Origin of the sequence: Anoxybacillus sp. FSL W8-0104 (genome assembly GCF_038004465.1) — a bacterium.
In the GTDB taxonomy this organism is placed as follows: Bacteria; Bacillota; Bacilli; order Bacillales; family Anoxybacillaceae; genus Anoxybacillus; species Anoxybacillus flavithermus_G.
Genome location: NZ_JBBOQU010000001.1, coordinates 678,918 through 696,245, shown reverse-complemented (window position 1 = coordinate 696,245; position 17,328 = coordinate 678,918). Strand labels below are relative to the sequence as shown.

Below are 17,328 nucleotides of genomic sequence, written 5' to 3'. Positions count from 1 at the left end.
TGGTAAGTCCACCTCTACTTAAATTTTTAGCTCCTTTCCTTTTTTTACTTTTCCTTTTGCAAGACCAAATAGAGCGATTAAGATAACTCCTCCACCTAAAATTGTAAATAGGGTTGTACCCATACCACCAACTCCTGGAAGTTCTACACCTGAATTATTTTCAACTGTTGCTTGACCATCTATAATAGCAGTAACAGTTTCATTTTCTTTAGTCACTTTAATTTCTACTACTTTTTCTTCTGTTAATAGGTTATATCCTTCTGGTGCTTTAGTTTCTACCAAATAATATGTTCCAGCAGCTAAACCTTCAAAAGAAGCAGTTGCTTTTCCATCAGTTCCGATTTTTGTTTCAACTTCTGTTGCTTCTTCTTTGTCAACCCAAGTTACTTCTTTAGTTGACTCATCAACTTTATAATATTTACCTTGGTCATTTTTTAACTTGAATTTTGCACCCTCTAAAGCTTTTTGGTCTTTTCCATCAACTTTATTTACTATAACTTTAGCTGTAAACACTTTTTCATTATCTTTTGTTGTATCTGTTGATTCAGGATCTTTTGGATCGTTACTATATTCAAGAGTAACTTCGTTTGGATTAGCTTTATCTGTAATCACTGCATCTTTATTTAGTTTTGCCTTATATGTTATCGTAATTGTTTGACCTACTTTATCTTGTAGTTGTAACATATCAAAAGATACTTCTAAGACTTGCCCATTTATTTTTTTTGTTACATGTTCTTCAATAGGGTCACTACCAATTGTTACTGTTACTTCCTCAGGTTTAGAAATAAAAGTTAGCCCTTTTGATAATGTATCTTTCATTTTAAAGGTATACTTACTATATCCTGTAGTGTCAGGAACTTTACTTGTTAATGTATAAGTAAGTTCTTGTCCAATGTCAGCTGTTGGCTTATCCACTTTCTTTTCTACAGTTGGATATGTTGCTTTCACTTTAACTTCTGCTTTTGGAGTTGTTGAAGTTAAAGACACAATTGAATTTTGGCCATCTGCTTTATCTGTAGCTCCTTCTGGATGTACTAAATAGTAACCAAGTTCTAATCCACTAAAAGTCACCGAGTCTCCTAATGCTTTTTTTGTCTGAGTTTTCTTTATACTTTCCTTATTTAATTCACCCAATGCAGCTTTTGCAAAGTCAGCAATATTTTCGTTGGTTATATTTATATACTTAACAGCACCGCTTACTACTATTGGATTTAGGTTTCCTTGTTCATTATTTTTATCAGCGATATATTCTTTACCTGCACCATTAGTGAAAAAGTCTTCCCATTCTTTTGCAATAGTATACGAAACATTTTCTCCACTTTGAGTTAAGTCAAAAATCTTATATATTGAATAACTCTTACCTTGTGTTGTTCCTGTTACTTCAATTTCTCCATTACCTCCAGCAGCTAATACCTTTGAACTTCCAAAGCCTGCTGATAGAATCATTGCTAGTGCCATCATTATACCTAGTAAACTTTTAATTTTTTTTGTCATGTTTTTCCTCCTTATGACTTGATTTTTAGTTTCTTATTTGTGTAATAAAACACTGATGTCGTATAGATTTATTTGTCATTAATTATTGTCTTTTAACTCCTCCTTCCATTTAAATTTTTTGGTTTAATTCTAACTTTGACTGTCAAGGCTCTTCACCACAAAGTGTACTTGACAAAGAAAGACGATTATGATAGAGAAAATCAAAACAGCATTTTTCCTTTTTATACCACACATCTCTTTGAGCAACATTGCTATCATGTTTGTCTTTAAAAGTCAAGTACATCTTTTGGTGATGAACCACTGTCAATAATATCAGACTTTTAATGGCAATAATCTTAGACTTTTGTTTACGTATAAATCGCTTACTAACTGTAGTTGAGCAATTTTCGTTACAATAATTACCATTTAAAAAGAGACAAACAGGGTACCCCTTATGCCACGTGGAGCTGTTTTTTCACGGTATCAATGGGAATATTTTGTTTCGCTGCACGGTAAATGAACTCCACGAGGCTATGTCCTTTTCTCTTGCGCAGGAGATCGAGCCCATCCGAAAAATCACTGTTCGACTCGAACATGCTGTACATATACGCAAGTTGCACCAAGATCCAATACCGTTTCACCGCCCGACGCCCGCGAACGCGGTATCCATCGAGTTTCAGCTGGTCTTTCGCTTGACGGAAAAAACATTCGATCGACCAACGTGCAGCATAGTAGCGCAAGATCTCTTCATCGCTTAGCTCGCGATCGGTGCTCAAGACGCAATGAAGATGTTTCGGCGTCATCGGCTGATCGGCTTTCCATGCGAGCAGCACCACGGCATCCTTGAGACCGTTCAGAGCGCCTTCGTAGCGATACACCCGATAACGCTCTTTTCCCACCGTGACGAGGCGGGTATCCCGTGGCTCCATAGATTTGGCAAATTCTTTTGCTTGAATGGCCGTCCCTTTTGGATAGAGAATCCGATTCGTCTTCAGCATCGCGATGACGTGGAACCCTTTTTTCAAGCAGGCTCCCACGAGGGTTTTCGATGGATACCAAGAGTCCATGAGCACATAAACGGGGCGACTCACATCCAACGAAGAAAGCATCTCGATCGCGAGTTCCCCTTTGCTTTTCCCCGCCGTCTTGTCGTAGAGGCGAAAGGCAAAAGGAAACGCTTGAGTCATCGTATGAACCATGAGCCAAACGAGAGAATGTCCCCAAATCGATTTTTTCTCTGCGTGACAATAGTGCCAATCACACCCTTGAATGGCGTGCGTTGCCCGTGATGAGGGCTTCGTTTTTTGGCAAATCGTATCATCGATCGAAACAAAAATGGGTTGATTCTCTCGTTTCGAGCTGCGTTCGACACGATGAAGCACCCACTGTTGGAGTTTGCGAAGCAGCGTCTCTTCCTCCCATGGGCTTTTCGTGAAAAAATGGCTCAGTGTCGTGCGATGGTTCGGATGAAAACTCCCATGATGTAGATCGGTCAGCGTTCCCGAAAAGCCCTTTGTAATCATCGCATCCACGATATGAACGAGATGCTTCATCACAGGTTTCGAGAAATAAAGCGCCAACCCTAACGTTATGAAAAACTTGTGGATTCCTTGATGATGTGCTAATCTATTCATGAGACATGAACCTCCTTGTGGATAGTTGTGGCACATCTATTTTAACCAAGGAATCGGGTTCATGTCTCCTTTTTTGTTTGGTTGTAAATTTATGTTAGCGAATTTGCTCATCTACAGTTACTAATTCAATACTGTTACCCGTGGTGCTAGTTGAGCGCTAGCGCTCAACTAGCACCACGGGTTTCACATGTATCTTTCTTACTCATTCATTATCCCCTTTCATATTCAAATTTCCGTTTGAATATATTATACCCCATTTCTTTTATTATTCAAGTATTTATTTGAATGCACTACCGTCGCATAAATGATGTCTGAATTTTCAGTTTTATTTTTTCTGGACTTTAGAGAAAAAACGAAAACACCTAAGCGAGGGTAGTATACATCCATTTTTTTACTATAACCTATGACTTGTGCAACAACGACTGGCAAACCTTTATGGGACGCTGTTTCCTTCGATTTTTCGTAACCAAATGTGAGCGGATTTCCACAAAGAAGCCTTCAAATAGCGACTAATTTGTAAGTAACTGCGTTCGCTATTCGTGTTCAACTGAGCTAAAACATTCAGACAGTACACTATCATGGCTACGTACACTTGATTATGTACAGCTTGTTCACTGTGACCAAAAAACTTTTTAATGTTCAGATGTTGTTTCATCCATTTGAAAAAAAGTTCGATTGCCCAACGTGATTGGTAGATTTCTGCAATTTCATCTGCGTCAATGTCAAACCGATTTGTCAGTAAATGAAGCTTATTTCCTTTTGTATCTTGCAATTTGAGTAAGCGAAACACGTTTTCAGAACGATTTTGTGGTGTTCCAATGACAACCATTTCATCAGAGAATACGGGTGAATCTTCTGGTAACGAAAAGGATTCTAACACTCGGACAACAGCGTTTTTACGCAAACGGGTCACAAAGAAATAGCCATCTTCCGTCATTTGATCAAAGCGCCTATAATCCAAGTAACCACGATCAAACACGTACATGCATTCTTTGTCATCCGCGAATACTTCTAGTTGACCACGATCATGTTCGTTGGCATTCGTGAGTACGGCTTTATCTGGATAGGAGAGTCCTTTTTCCATAAAAACAAGTCGTAAGTGAAGCTTTACTCCTGATTTTGTCTTTCGAAACTCTGCCCACTTATGATTGGTCAAATTAAGCGGTAATGTACTCGAATCAATGATTTTCAAAGGCGTTGTCACTTTTCTTCTTGTTTGGAAATTGGTTTTCCGATGAATTTGTGCCACTAAATCGAGAAAAATCGTTTGAAAGAACTCAGTTGGGATGGTATTGATTCGTCTCCCTAACTGTGAAAAACTAATCGATTCCAATCCCGTTGCTCGTTGTAATTCTTCTAAAAAGACAGCGTCACTCAACGCCCGTAAACTCTCGGTTTCATGGAGTTGGGCATACAAAAGCAGTTTCATAAATGAAGCCATATAAAGTTTCTTGGTATAGTGATTTAATTGATGTGTTTTCACTAGGTCGTCAAATAATGGACGATTAATCGGTGAAAACCATTGTTCAAATGATGTTTTTCGTGTAAACTTATCCATGGTTTTGTCCTTTGTATTGGATTTGGATGGTTTACTACCACCCAACCATTATAAAGGATTTTTTTGTGTTTGGATTATATTTCAGAAAATTCGGTTTATTTAAAGGTGTTAAATTATTTTAATGCGACACTAGTGATTTGAATGAAAAACAAAAAAAGAATTGGATGTAAAAAATCCACCTAATATTTACCAGGTAGTTCATTTAATTAGCTACATCAAAAAATTCTATTAGCTAAAAACAATAAACCTCATTATCCGCAAAAAGATAATGAGGTTTACTATTTCTTAACCAAAGAATAGTACAACTTTCGATGAAGATCCAAATTTAAAATAAAATAGACAAAAAGTAGGATATGTTTTATTAAGAGGAAAAATATAACTATGTGTTATAATATGATAAACATCTGTTTTGGGGGGAAGATTGTGAAAGTATCTTTGGGGTTACTAATATTTTGGTGTCTTCTTTCAGGGTTAATTTTATATGTAATAATTGAAACAGCAGTTAGAAGAGCTATAGATAGCTCTAGATTAACTGAAAAAATAGATAAAATTTTAAATGAAAAGAACAAAAGAGATTAAAGTTCTGATTGATAATTCGATGAAGTCCGAGTTTTTGTGTAAAAAGAAACGCCAAAAAGCTGTTTAATTTTCCCAAGGCCTAAATTCGTTGGAACGAGAGCGAAATTTTACACAATAATCAGGACTTGACCGAACTAGGTACCGTCAGGAATTTTGTGTAATGTAAGATAGATAGGGTATCTCTGAATGGATTTAGAATGGATAAGGAGTCGGTTTCCTCCGCACAGGAGACAGAATATTCTGTCTCCTGTGCGGAAAGGGAGCATCCCCTTACTTTGTCATTTGCATTATTTGGTTAATGATAACGTTCTTCAAACATTCGCTCGAGGGCTTCATGCGCTTCGGCAAATCCTCGTAACTTTCGCCCTGCCCATTTCTCATTAAAATCTTGAATGGTCAAATACACGACTTTTTCAGCGGTTTCTAAACTGCTCAAACTGTTCATCGGCTTTAGACGTTTCGAATCTCCTTGATCGTTCGTTCGATGGCATTCGTCGTGTAAATTACACTTCGAATACTGTTTGGATAATTCATAAAGGTGAGGAGGACATTCAACTCATTGGCCCAAGATTGCACTTCTCTCGGGTACTTGCTCGACCATTTCGATTCAAACTGTCGCAACATCTGTAACGCCATCCCCTTATTCGGTGCGCGATAAATCAGTTTGAGATCCTCCGCCATTTCGAATTGGTCTTTTTTCCGAACACGGCTGAGGGTGTTACGGACTTTGTGAACGACACAACGCTGTACGTCAGCTTTCGGATAAACCGCCCGAAAGGCTTCCTCCAGCCCCGGAAGACCATCAAATACGCCTAAAAGCACTTCCTTACGAACAGTGCCTGGCACCATATTGATGACAGGGGGATACACATGAATCAACCGATGATTTCCCAGCGCAAGCTGTTAGGCATTGCCGATCTCGGTTGGCTGTTTGACGCGATGGATGTCGGCATGTTGTCGTTTTTGATGGCCGCCTTGCAAAAAGACTGGAACTTGACAGCCGAACAAGTCGGCTGGATCGGCAGCGTCAACTCGATCGGCATGGCGGTCGGGGCGCTCGTGTTCGGATTGCTTGCGGACCGGATCGGGCGGAAAAACGTTTTTATTTTCACATTGTTGCTGTTCTCGCTTGGCAGTGGGCTGTCGGCGCTGACGACGACGTTGGCGGCGTTTTTGGCGCTCCGCTTTTTGATCGGCATGGGACTTGGCGGCGAGCTGCCGGTCGCGTCAACGCTCGTCTCAGAAGCGGTGCCAGCTAAGGATCGCGGCCGGGCTGTCGTGCTGCTCGAGAGCTTTTGGGCTGGCGGTTGGCTATTGGCAGCGCTCATCTCGTATTTCGTCATACCAGCTTACGGCTGGCGGACGGCGTTATGGCTGGCGGCGATTCCGGCGCTGTATGCGATCTATTTGCGCCTCCGCCTCAGCTTTCAGTCTTCGATTCTCTTCCTCTAAACTGCACTCTTTTTTTCGGGGTCTTCCCTTGAATGGAGACTTGGATGTCCCGCGCCGTTCTTCGAGCCCTTTTCGACCATGTTCATGATAACGTTTTACCCAAAGTCTGATCGTTTTCGTGCAGGGAATCCCTATAACTCTTGGCATATCCGCTTATATCCCCATCCTTCTTCGATGTACATCTGGACAGCCCTCCATTTAAACTCCACGGAATAGGTGGTCTTCCCTTTCGGTGTTTGCTTGGTCTCGAACATAAACAAATCCCTCCAGTGTTTTTCATGACAGTATGGGCATTTTCCCAACTGTCTACACTAGAGGGATAATATCAAGCGAGAAGGGCTCCTTTTTCATCCCGACAACTTCTCCAGCCTCGCGCACAACTCATGCTGCCACTCAACGTCGCCGGTCATGCTGGCCAGTAGCGACAGGTTTTTGAGTTTCGCGATCTCCATACTCTCTTGACATTGACAGAATCGTTTGGTGAAGATTTGGATGTTTTGAAGAAAAATAAACCCGCCTCGACATGGGCGGGTTTTTTCTGTCAATCCAAATACTTCTCGCATAACGATACGAACTTTCCATCTGACTTTAGCCCTTCCAAAATGCTTCTCAACATTGCACTTCTTTTGGGAAGCTGCTTCTCGAACTCTGCCACAAATGTGTCCTTGTCCCACTGTGATTTGCCAGCGTGATAAAACAGCTTTTCCAGGCGTTCCAACTCGTCGGCAGTAAAGCCAGTGGCTAAGGCCAGAATCGCAAAGCTTTTGTGCTCCTTGTTCACCATATCTAAGAGTAACGTAATTGCGTCGGTGGCTAGACTCAATTTTGCTTCAAGATCCTTGATTCTTTCCTCGTTCATAGCACCCTCCTTGTACTATAGTAATACCCAGTCTACGAATTTTGAAATGACCCAACCAACCTGTCTCGCTGTACTCAGTGGTACTCCCAGATCATATAACGCCCCGCTAACTTGATCTTGAATGATTTGGATAGAAAGGTCTTTCCAAGAAGCTATGGTCCGCAAGGTATCAGCAATATTATCGGCATATTCCCTGATAGTATCTGCTACCTTTTTACTGCCGTAGTCCTTACGAACAGTGCCAGGCACTGTTCGCTAAACAGTGCCTGGCACCGTTCGCTAATTTAGGACGTATTTGAACAGCGAATCGATTTTCTGATCGCTCTCCAATCACCTGTGCAACATCATTGACGTGGGACAAAGAGGGACACAACATAGTTGAACAGCACCCGACACCGTTCGCTAATCTCCCAACCGCTCCCGTACTTCCTCCTCTGTCATGTCGAGAATATGGGCAACGTCTGTTATACTCATTCCTTTTTCGACCATTTTTCGAATCGTTTCATTTTTCCCTTCTTCTCGACCTTGTTCTAATCCTTTTTTCAATCCTTCTTCCCGACTGCCGCGAATGTTTGAGAGTTGATCAAGGAGCCATTTCAGCCGCATTTCGTATGCGTAGCGGTTTTCGGGGTCGACGCTTAAGTTTTGCCATTCTTCTAGCGCTTCTAAAATGTCTTGTTCTGTCATGGCTATTCCCTCCAATTCACGAAACATCTCTTCATCCATTTTTTTCGTTCGTCCATCGACAGCCGACAACATCGTTAGCCATGGCCATTCTGGTGACTGTTTCACTTCTCTCCGATATTTCTTCCATTTTACCATAAATTGTGACAAGTCGAGTACATGAAATTCAAGGTGATGGCTCCAAAGAAACTGTTCCTCGTCTTCACGAATGTGAAAAACGGTATGAAAGCGATCCGTTTCATGTGGGAAAAGGGGATAATTTAAGATGGCGATCATAATCGTTGGAGGGAGAATGTCGTACCGTTCTCCTTTCGATAGTGAAGATGAAAACAACCTTGCCCAGTAATACAATAGCCGTTCGGGCATACCGTATTGTGGGATGATTTGAATTTCAACGTGAATGCGCTCGCCGCGGTTTGTGCGAACGATGACATCTAACCGTCCAGTCTTACCGTCTTCTGTTTCTTTCGTTAGTTCGGTGTTTTCAAACTGTACGTCGATGATGCGATCATCTCCAGTCCGATGTAGCAACGCATTTAAAAACGCCATCGTGATTGACTTTCTACTTGGGTGGCCGAACAGTTGTTTAAACATAAAATCCATTTTTAAATCGAGGTATTGCATACAAATCATCCTTTCGTAGAATATAAGGGACAATTTGATTAAAATCGGGAAATAAGGGAAATGCAAAAGTAGAAAATTGAATTTTGCGGAAAATTTTTATGACAAATGGGGTAAAAAAGTGAGAGGATGAACCGTTTTTTAGGTTGAAAATTTAATTTTTGAAGGGAGAGAGTGATTAAAAGATAAAATAAATTCCAACTGTTTAAATTCAGCCCACTTGATCATGTGGCTGAATAGTTACAAAGTGTTTATTCTTCGCTGGACCATATCTTTGGAAACGAATAAAACGGAAAAGAGAAGAAGTTTTGATTAAAGTCTCAGATGACTAGATATCATCCACATCCATTTCAGGGGAAAGCCATTGTCGCTTTGCCTTTTTTCTTTTTAATCAAAGAAAGGGAAGACAAAAGAAAAGCCCCGCAGAGATTTCTCTCCGCAGAGCTTTTCGACATACTTCGGGCGGTGACAGGCACCGATCCTAACACGAGCGCATTCGTTTTCATCTTCCCTGATGGAAGTCGCTCTAAATCTAAGTCGCTTTTCAGTTCGCTATGAAACTGTTCGCATGTCGCATGATCGTGATACAATGCGAGCACATCACTCATTCGAACATGCTCGTATCCTTCGAGGCGCACCCAGTAGCTTTCGACTTCGTAATCAGGAACGAGCATCAGCTGTCCATTTCGTTCCATCGTTCGTTCCGTCACTTGGGTGACTTGAACGTACGTATACGTGTGTCCATCGATTGCTGCTGTCTGTGGAAGGCATAACTCATACGTTTGTACTCCTTCTGTTTGTCCATCATCGACGCGTCTGCCCTTTTGCGAAGCGATCTGGAACCAAAGCGCTTTCGATTCTCGGCGTAAGTTTCGCTTGATGACAAAGTCCACGTCTTCCTTTAGACATACGTGCACATTCGCTTCCGCATCGTTCCCTGCATCCATGCGGACAAGCAGACGAGACGAGGTCAGCGGACGAGCTCGACGGATGGCGGTAGTTAAAAACGAAGGCATGTTGTCTTGTACATGTTGTTTCCCTGGACGCAGCTCGGCATGAACGATATACCCTTCCTTCCCTGCGTACGCAAACAACGGCGTAAAACCGTCAAATCCTTTATACGTTCGACTCACTCCTTCTTTTTTCGTATCGGAGTTATCAAATGGGGAAGCATCTATATCAAGGGGAAGCCATGTCGTTTTCCCTTTCGTCCAACAAGCGGACAAGGTAGCGTGTTGTCGAACCAACAGACGCATCGATTCCTCCCAAATGATGGTTTCGGTCATCGGGAGACAAGCGAGCTGATCGAGACGCTGTCGCAACGTTGGGGAGGAAGGTACGTGCCGAATGCCCATTGATGTCGAAAAGATATCGTCCTGACGATACGCTTCGATATGATCAAAATCCGTTTTTCCTGTGGCAAGCAAGCCGATCATCGAGCGAATGACGTCGCTATGGGAAATGTGCACATCTCGACGAACCGTTGGGAGCCGAAGTGCGTTTACTCGTTTATCCAGCTTCGTTTGGTGCAGTAAGTAGCCCACGAGAGCAAGCCCAGCACTTGGAGTAATCGCTTCATCTGTCAATACAAACCGAATCGGGAAATCTTTCATCACATTCACCTACTTGATGAAGAGTCGTCAACGTCGTTTTCCCTTATCGTATCAACGGTTTGCGACCATTGTAAAGATGTTTTGTCACGGATTCAGGTATACTGTGTTATAATGGCTATAATTGGTTTTGTATTGGTTTCATTTTACTTATTTTTTCTGTAAAAAACTTGAGGATAACGTCATACGGGAATTTGAATAAGAATTTACAATAGATGTGCTTATATTTTAAAGGACAGCTTACTGCTGTCCTTTTTATACCCTTAAATCGGTATGTTGTAAGTCCGATTTTTCCACTTGAATTGTCGTATGCAAGATGTGAAATTCTTCTTCAATCCGTTGGATGGACTGTTTCAAAATGTCCTGACTATCCTTGGTATCATCAATGAGCAAATGGCAACTGAGCGAATCCAACCCAGAGGTGATTGTCCAGATGTGTAAATCGTGAACATCTTTTACGCCCTCAATGGATTGAAGAGTTTGCTTTACTTTGTCCATATCAATTGTAATCGGCGTTCCTTCCATAAGAATGTGAAAGGAGTTGCTTACCACACCCCAAGCGCTTCTCAAGATTAATAGCGACACGACAACACTGATGATGGGGTCAGCCACATACCAGCCGAAAAAGTACATTACAATCCCTGCCACAATTGCCCCAATCGCACCTAATGCATCAGAAATGATATGCAAATAGGCACTTCGCACATTTACATTTTCTTTGGTATCACTTTTTTTGTCAAAATAAATGCGCTGGTGATGTTTGCCAACAATCCAATGGTAGCAATGAGCATCATTGTACCACTTGCGACTGTTGGAGGTTCAAAAAAACGTTTATAAGCTTCGTAAGAAATAAATCCCGCAATGACGAATAAGAGAAGTCCATTCAACATAGCTGCCAGTATTTCAAATCGGTAAAAACCGTATGTTTTTCGTGGAGAAGGGGGTCTTGCGGCGAACCACATAGCAAACAAGCTCAAAGCTAGAGAGCCAATATCGCTTAACATATGCCCTGCGTCCGATAGTAATGCTAGGCTATTCGTAAACAGTCCACCAAAGAACTCCAAAACCGTTATCCCCGAAGTAATAAGAAGAGCGATCATTAATCCCTTTTTGTTATCTGATACGTGGGAATGATTATGATTGTCTCCCATATCATCAGCCTCCTCTCATTCATTATGAGCTAAATCACCCATTTTCATTAAAAAACATTTCCTAAACTTGACAAAAAACTGAATTTAAAATATTATTACATACATATGAACATATGCTCATATATAATAAATAAAGTGAGGGAAATCATAATGAAAACCGAAGACCATTCTTTCTTAAAATCTGAAACCATTGAAAATGTATCGCAAATATTTAAGGTATTAGCCGATCCAACAAGAATCAAAATTCTTTATTTGTTATCGCAAGAAGAGTGCAATGTAGATCACATTGCAGAAGTATTGGAAATGTCTCAATCAGCTGTTTCCCACCAACTTAGTATGTTACGAAATCTGAGACTGGTTAAGTATCGCCGTGAAGGAAAAACACTATTTTACTCCTGCGATGACGAACACGTTATTTCATTATTAAAACAAGCCATTGACCATTCTGAACATCATTAAGGAGGCGTTTTACAATGCATAATCATCATCACCATCATTCTCACGATCACCACGGTCATCACCATCATCACGGTCACGGACATCATCACCACGACTTCGGCAGAGAAGGTAATAAAAAGGGGCTTACGATTGCCCTTCTCATCACCTCTGGAATTATGTTGTTAGAGTTTTTCGGAGGTTTAATCACAAACAGCCTAGCCCTTCTTTCTGACTCTGGTCATATGCTTAGTGATGCCAGTTCACTTATTCTTAGCTTAGTTGCAATTTGGTTTGCAACCAAACCAGCTTCCCCCAATAAAACGTATGGCTTTTATCGTTTTGAAATCTTAGCCGCTTTATTTAATGGAGTTACCTTGTTTGTTATCGCTGGATTTATCGTATGGGAAGCTATTCAGCGTTTTTACAACCCGCCAACTGTAGCTAGCGGTTCTATGATGCTGATTGCATTCATTGGACTTTTTGCCAACCTTTTAAGCGCCTGGGCGTTAATGAGAAAAGGTGATGTTAAAAATAATGTCAATCTTCGTAGTGCCTATCTTCACGTTATCGGAGATGCTTTAGGTTCTGTTGGAGCCATTGTTGCAGGACTCGTTATGTGGCTCTTTGGTTGGTATATTGCAGACCCCATTATTTCAGTTTTGGTTGCTTTATTAATTTTGAAAGGTGCTTGGGGAGTTATTAAACATACGGTTCATATTTTGATGGAAGGAACGCCTATTACCATTGACCAAAATGAAGTGAAAAAAGCCTTAGAAAGTATTGAAGGAGTGATTGACGTTCACGACCTTCATATTTGGACAATTACTTCAGGGTTGGACTCATTAAGTTGCCATATTTTGATTGAAGATCATCAAGACAGCCAAAAGGTTTTACAAGAAGCGATCCATTTTATTGAGGAACACTTTAAAATTCAGCATACAACCATTCAAATTGAAACCTCTCAAATCCATCACGGGGAAATGAGAATCTAACCCTCTTCGGAGCTGGTTGATTCTGTACAAGGATTATATTTCTTAGGATTGCCGTGGCAGTATCGAAGAGGATCCGCTCTTATTGGAGGAGTGGGTGCCGATGCAGAGTATTTGATAAATGATTTTTTAAACCATTGAAGGTGATGGCAATGTTATGGTTAGAACTTTTTATAGCCCTTCTAAGCTTAACGTAAGTGGGAGAGTATTCATTCAAACATAAGTTTCAAATATTATTAAATGGTTTGAACAAGGTCAGTACCTTGTTCAATATTTTAGAGAGCCTAAGAACTAATAAGTAATAAAAGTTTCCCTTGACTAAAATTCTTTCGGAGGTACAATTTATTTAGGCAACATTTTCTTTGCTCTTACATATATCTAATTCTAAGTGTAGGAGCAATTTTTTTTACCCTAAAAGTTTCCTTTATGCAAAATATTTAGTACAAACCAATTACGAACAGTGCCTGGCACTGTTCGCTTAGAAAACGTTTGCGCTATTTTATGCGTATTACGCGATCGAACAGAACAAAAGCAGATGGAAGCGGCGCTGCAAGAAAGCGAAAAATGGTTTCGGATCATCGCTGAACATTCATCCGACTACATTTTAATTCTTTCTAATGAAGGAAAAGTAACGTATATTTCTCCTTCTTTTGAAAACACGTTCGGTATCGTTCGAGAAGAATGCTTGAAGAACGATTTGTTTCGTTACGTACATCCGGAAGATGTGTTGCTTTTGCAAGAAAAATTACAAATGTTATATGGAACGAACGAGCAACAAACCGTAGAATTTCGTAGACTCAACCAACAAGGCGAATGGGTATGGATGGAAGCTCATGGAAAAGCGATTTTAAATGAGGACGATCAGCTTGATTACATTGTTGTTACGGCGAAAAATATTAGTGAGCGCAAAAAATATGAAGAAAAATTGCATCAGCTCGCTTATTTTGATTCGTTAACTGGCATTGCCAATCGCAGTTATTTTGAAAAATATATACGTCAGCTTGTTGAAGCGCAGACGACGTTTGCCTTATGCTATTTGGATTTTGATAAGTTCAAATGGATTAATGATCATTTTTCGCACCAGGCGGGAGATTATTTTTTAAAAGAGGCGGTGAAGCGGGTTCAAGCGGTGTTGCGTGCTGATGATTTTTTTTGCGCGAATTGGCGGAGATGAATTTGTGCTATTGTTGACGAATGCAACAAAAGAAAAAGTGTCCGAGTTAGCGGAGCGGTTGATTCAGGCGTTTCACCAGCCGTTCCGTTACGAAAAACAAATGATTCAATCGACGCTTTCGATCGGCATTGCGTTTTTTCCGAGTGATGCGGACGACCAAGAACAACTGATGAAATATGCCGATCAAGCACTTTACTATGTGAAAGATCGCGGAAAAAACGGCTATTATTTTTACCAGCCCGTTCAAAACCAGGCGGCGGTGATTAAGCGTGATCTTCCGTTTGCAATTATGCGTGAACAATTTTATTTATGTTATCAGCCGAAAATCGAATTAGGAAGCGGCTCTGCGATGGGGGTAGAAACGTTGCTTCGCTGGCGGCATCCGAAACTTGGAGAAATTCCGCCGCTTGAATTTATTCCACTTGCAGAAAAAAGCGGATTTATTTTTGAAATTACCTTGTGGGTATTAGAGCAGGCATGCCGGCAAGTAAAGGAGTGGCAAGTCCATTTTCCGCAGTTAAAATTAGCGGTAAATTTATCTCCATTTTTGTTGAATCGAAAAGAACTGGTCGGTCATGTCATTTACATATTGAACGAAACTGGCTTTGCGCCGGAGCATTTAATTTTAGAAGTGACAGAAAGCGGATTGATGGAAAATATCGAAACAGGCAGGCATATTTTAACGGAGTTGAAAAACATCGGTGTGCAAGTGGCGATCGATGACTTCGGTACCGGTTTTTCATCGCTTGCCTATATCCGTAATTTGCCGGTGTCGATGTTAAAAATTGACCGCAGCTTTATTCAAGGGATTGTTGAAAATTCAAAAGATGCAACGATTGTCGATACGATTATTCATTTAGCGAAAAGCCTTGATATTCAAGTACTTGCAGAAGGGGTCGAAACGAATCACCAATTATCTCTCCTTCAACAAATGCACTGTGATTTTGCCCAAGGCTTTTATTTCAGCAAATCGCTCGAAGCGGAAAAGTTAAAGCAATGGCTTGAGCAATATAACCGAGCAAACATGCCCTCTAACACGTAATGGTGAGAGGGTATGTTACAAGGGGGGACTAGCGTGCTTATGCTATATTTGACAAGACATGGGGAAACGGAGTGGAATATAGAGAAGCGCATGCAAGGTTGGCAAGATTCGCCGCTGACGGAAAAAGGCAGGGAAGATGCGCGCCGGCTTAGGAAAAGGTTAGAGGAAGTCGATTTGACAGCAATTTATGCGAGCACAAGCGGACGGGCGCTTGATACAGCAAAGATCATCCGTGGGGAGCGGTTGATTCCGATTTATCAAGAGGAAAGATTGCGGGAAATCCATCTCGGGGATTGGGAAGGAAAAACGCATGACGAAATTCAGCGGTTCGACCCCATTTTGTTTCACCATTTTTGGAATGAGCCGCACTTGTACGCCCCGAAGCGAGGGGAACGATTTAGTGACGTGCAAAATCGGGCGTTTGCTGCATTAACTGACATCATCAATGAGTACCGTTCCGGCAATATTGTAATTGTAACGCACGGAGTTGTCTTAAAAACGATCGTGACTCGTCTGAAACAAGCCCCGCTGGAAGAACTTTGGGCTCGGCCGTTTATGCATGGTGCGAGTCTTACAACCGTTCGAGTGAAAGACGGGCGATTGGAGTTGCTTGTAGAAGCAGATGTGTCGCATTTAGAGGAAGTGAAAGAGGTATAACAAAATATCCCGCTTGCCTTTTAACTAAGGAAGCGGGATGTTCATTAAAGGAGCCCTAGCCACTGTACGATATGGGCGGTTGTAAACGTTACGGCAATCGCAATACCTGTTGGAAGTGCGAACGCCACAAACGTCCATTTTTTGCTTTTCGTTTCTTTATAAATATTGATGAGTGTTGTCCCGCACGGATAGTGAAGCAACGAAAACAGCATCATATTTAACGCCGTCAGCCATGTCCAGCCGTGGTCGAGGAAAATTTGTTTCAGAGAATGAAGCCCATCAACTTCGGTTAACGCTCCTGTCGATAAATACCCCATCAATAAAATCGGAAGCACAATTTCATTGGCAGGGAGCCCTAAAATGAACGCCATCAAAATGTAGCCGTCGAGTCCTAACTGGCGGGCAAACGGATCAAGCAAATGGGCGACATAAGCAAGGACTGTTGTATCACCGATATGAATGTTAGCTAACACCCATGTCAACACGCCAGCTGGAGCAGCGACTGTTACAGCCCGCTTTAAGACGCAAATGGATTTATCCAATGTGGAGCGAACAATCGTATCCCATATTTTTGGCCGCCGGTATGGCGGAAGTTCGAGCGTATAATGGGTCGGCATGCCGCGTAACGCGGTTTTGGATAACACCCAGGAAACGGTGAGGGTGACGACGATTCCAAATACGACCATCGCGACGACCACACTTGCTGTCATCAACGTCTTCCAGCCACCTGTATAGCCAGCTGCCATAAATAATGAAGCAAGCAAAATTAACGTCGGCCATCTGCCGTTGCAAGGGACAAAGTTGTTCGTTAAAATGGCCAGCATTCGTTCACGTGGCGACTCGATAATTCTTGTGGACATGATCGCCGCAGCGTTGCAGCCGAACCCCATCGCCATCGTCAGCGACTGCTTTCCGTGCGCTCCTGACTTTTTAAATAACCGGTCCATGTTAAAAGCAACGCGTGGAAGATATCCGTAGTTTTCGAGCAAAGCAAAAATCGGGAAGAAAATCGCCATCGGCGGCAACATGACGCTCACGACCCACGTTGTGCCACGGTACAATCCTAGCACGAGAATTCCGTGCAGCCACTCTGGGGCATGCATTTTCTCAAAAGCAAGCGTTATATATCCTTCAAACCATCCGAAAAATTCAGCGAGCAGCGAAGAAGGAACGTTTGCGCCAGCGATTGTGATATAAATAACGACGGCAAGCATGGCGAGCATAATAGGGAATCCCCAGATTTTTGAAGTAAAAATACGATCGAGCTTTTCGGTTTCATGCAGCTTTTCACGTTTTGTGTACGTAATAGTTTCTTTGCAAATGTCTCTTGATGTTTGGAAAATAGCGGAAACAATTTGTTCCCTTGTATCGCCGTCCGATAAACTTTTCGCATAATCCATCAATTCA

Annotated in this window: 11 protein-coding genes and 6 pseudogenes; 7 read left to right on the top strand and 10 right to left on the bottom strand. The window is 41.6% G+C overall.

What is annotated here, in order from left to right; genetic code table 11:
• Positions 1-18: 18 nt before the first annotated feature.
• The 3 genes from NST18_RS03790 to NST18_RS03780 all read right to left on the bottom strand — a co-directional run bounded on the left by NST18_RS03790 (position 19) and on the right by NST18_RS03780 (position 4,665).
• The gene (locus tag NST18_RS03790) at positions 19-1,494 is read right to left on the bottom strand and encodes a SpaH/EbpB family LPXTG-anchored major pilin (protein WP_004891590.1); all 1,476 of its coding nucleotides are present in this window, start codon (positions 1,492-1,494) and stop codon (positions 19-21) included.
• Positions 1,495-1,925: 431 nt separating this feature from the next.
• Positions 1,926-3,107: an IS701 family transposase gene (locus tag NST18_RS03785; RefSeq protein WP_088223288.1), complete on the bottom strand. Its 1,182-nt coding sequence runs from the start codon at positions 3,105-3,107 to the stop codon at positions 1,926-1,928.
• Between the two features lie 433 nt (positions 3,108-3,540).
• Positions 3,541-4,665, bottom strand: coding sequence for an IS4 family transposase (locus tag NST18_RS03780; RefSeq protein ID WP_340721240.1), 1,125 nt, complete (start codon positions 4,663-4,665; stop codon positions 3,541-3,543).
• A gap of 423 nt (positions 4,666-5,088) precedes the next feature.
• On the opposite strand from NST18_RS03780, the gene NST18_RS03775 reads away from it, so the two are divergent.
• The gene (locus tag NST18_RS03775; protein WP_155116435.1) at positions 5,089-5,244 is read left to right on the top strand and encodes a hypothetical protein; all 156 of its coding nucleotides are present in this window, start codon (positions 5,089-5,091) and stop codon (positions 5,242-5,244) included.
• Between the two features lie 295 nt (positions 5,245-5,539).
• Here the strand turns inward: NST18_RS03775 and NST18_RS03770 are convergent.
• Positions 5,540-6,072: pseudogene (locus NST18_RS03770) on the bottom strand (IS256 family transposase); the annotation flags it as partial.
• Positions 6,073-6,114: 42 nt separating this feature from the next.
• On the opposite strand from NST18_RS03770, the pseudogene NST18_RS03765 reads away from it, so the two are divergent.
• A pseudogene (locus NST18_RS03765) lies at positions 6,115-6,666 on the top strand (MFS transporter); the annotation flags it as partial.
• A gap of 377 nt (positions 6,667-7,043) precedes the next feature.
• On the opposite strand, the gene NST18_RS15150 reads toward NST18_RS03765, so the two are convergent.
• The 5 genes and pseudogenes from NST18_RS15150 to NST18_RS03740 form a co-directional block, all read right to left on the bottom strand.
• Positions 7,044-7,106, bottom strand: a complete 63-nt coding sequence (locus NST18_RS15150) for a DUF7667 family protein (RefSeq protein ID WP_420867691.1) — start codon at positions 7,104-7,106, stop codon at positions 7,044-7,046.
• A gap of 131 nt (positions 7,107-7,237) precedes the next feature.
• A complete protein-coding gene (locus NST18_RS03755; RefSeq protein ID WP_013146668.1) occupies positions 7,238-7,555 on the bottom strand; it encodes a hypothetical protein in 318 nt (105 codons plus the stop codon).
• Between the two features lie 402 nt (positions 7,556-7,957).
• Positions 7,958-8,863 (bottom strand): Rpn family recombination-promoting nuclease/putative transposase, encoded by a 906-nt coding sequence (locus NST18_RS03750; protein WP_004891643.1) that lies wholly within the window; start codon positions 8,861-8,863, stop codon positions 7,958-7,960.
• A 479-nt stretch (positions 8,864-9,342) separates the two neighbouring features.
• Positions 9,343-10,473: pseudogene (locus NST18_RS03745) on the bottom strand (IS1380 family transposase); the annotation flags it as partial.
• Between the two features lie 252 nt (positions 10,474-10,725).
• A pseudogene (locus NST18_RS03740) lies at positions 10,726-11,621 on the bottom strand (cation diffusion facilitator family transporter).
• 150 nt (positions 11,622-11,771) lie between these two features.
• On the opposite strand from NST18_RS03740, the gene NST18_RS03735 reads away from it, so the two are divergent.
• From NST18_RS03735 to NST18_RS03715, 5 genes and pseudogenes are all read left to right on the top strand, one after another.
• A complete protein-coding gene (locus NST18_RS03735; protein WP_004891647.1) occupies positions 11,772-12,080 on the top strand; it encodes an ArsR/SmtB family transcription factor in 309 nt (102 codons plus the stop codon).
• A gap of 14 nt (positions 12,081-12,094) precedes the next feature.
• Positions 12,095-13,051, top strand: a complete 957-nt coding sequence (locus tag NST18_RS03730; protein ID WP_004891650.1) for a cation diffusion facilitator family transporter — start codon at positions 12,095-12,097, stop codon at positions 13,049-13,051.
• Positions 13,052-13,066: 15 nt separating this feature from the next.
• A pseudogene (locus NST18_RS03725) lies at positions 13,067-13,189 on the top strand (oxidoreductase); the annotation flags it as partial.
• A gap of 352 nt (positions 13,190-13,541) precedes the next feature.
• Positions 13,542-15,264 (top strand): annotated as a pseudogene (locus tag NST18_RS03720) (putative bifunctional diguanylate cyclase/phosphodiesterase); the annotation flags it as partial.
• A 39-nt stretch (positions 15,265-15,303) separates the two neighbouring features.
• Entirely contained in the window at positions 15,304-15,921 is a 618-nt protein-coding gene (locus NST18_RS03715) for a histidine phosphatase family protein (protein WP_004891652.1), read from the top strand.
• 44 nt (positions 15,922-15,965) lie between these two features.
• Here the strand turns inward: NST18_RS03715 and NST18_RS03710 are convergent, their stop codons facing one another.
• Positions 15,966-17,321, bottom strand: a complete 1,356-nt coding sequence (locus NST18_RS03710) for a nucleoside recognition domain-containing protein (RefSeq protein WP_413432305.1) — start codon at positions 17,319-17,321, stop codon at positions 15,966-15,968.
• Between the last annotated feature and the right edge of the window lie 7 nt (positions 17,322-17,328).

Coding starts and splice junctions, on each gene's coding strand:
- NST18_RS03755 (WP_013146668.1), bottom strand. CDS start 7,555: ATGAACGAGGAAAGAATCAAGGATCTTGAAGCAAAATTGAGTCTAGCC.
- NST18_RS03790 (WP_004891590.1), bottom strand. CDS start 1,494: ATGACAAAAAAAATTAAAAGTTTACTAGGTATAATGATGGCACTAGCA.
- NST18_RS03715 (WP_004891652.1), top strand. CDS start 15,304: ATGCTATATTTGACAAGACATGGGGAAACGGAGTGGAATATAGAGAAG.
- NST18_RS03785 (WP_088223288.1), bottom strand. CDS start 3,107: ATGAATAGATTAGCACATCATCAAGGAATCCACAAGTTTTTCATAACG.
- NST18_RS03750 (WP_004891643.1), bottom strand. CDS start 8,863: ATGCAATACCTCGATTTAAAAATGGATTTTATGTTTAAACAACTGTTC.
- NST18_RS03780 (WP_340721240.1), bottom strand. CDS start 4,665: ATGGATAAGTTTACACGAAAAACATCATTTGAACAATGGTTTTCACCG.
- NST18_RS03735 (WP_004891647.1), top strand. CDS start 11,772: ATGAAAACCGAAGACCATTCTTTCTTAAAATCTGAAACCATTGAAAAT.
- NST18_RS03730 (WP_004891650.1), top strand. CDS start 12,095: ATGCATAATCATCATCACCATCATTCTCACGATCACCACGGTCATCAC.
- NST18_RS03710 (WP_413432305.1), bottom strand. CDS start 17,321: ATGGATTATGCGAAAAGTTTATCGGACGGCGATACAAGGGAACAAATT.